Here is a 256-nt window from a genome sequence, read left to right as displayed (position 1 = left end):
GCCAACCTCAGCGCGATGCATGCCGACATGTTCGTCGTGCGTCACAGCGAGAGCGGCGCGCCCCACCTGATCGCCCAGCACTGCGCGCCGCATGTGCACGTGGTCAACGCCGGCGACGGCCGCCATGCCCACCCGACCCAGGGCCTGCTGGACATGTACACGATCCGGCACTTCAAGAAGGACTTCCGCAACCTGACGGTGGCCATCGTCGGCGACATCGTGCACTCGCGCGTGGCCCGCTCGGACATCCATGCAC

At 67.6% G+C, this 256-nt stretch carries 1 pseudogene; it reads left to right on the top strand.

Features of this window, described 5'->3' with window-relative positions:
* Nucleotides 1–15: 15 nt before the first annotated feature.
* Nucleotides 16–256 (top strand): annotated as a pseudogene (locus ACNEUN_RS06325) (aspartate carbamoyltransferase); the annotation flags it as partial.

The organism is Gardnerella sp. C0684A1, assembly GCF_055326835.1.
Note: the sequence above shows the minus strand (reverse complement) of the source record. Positions and strands in the feature narration are given on the sequence as shown.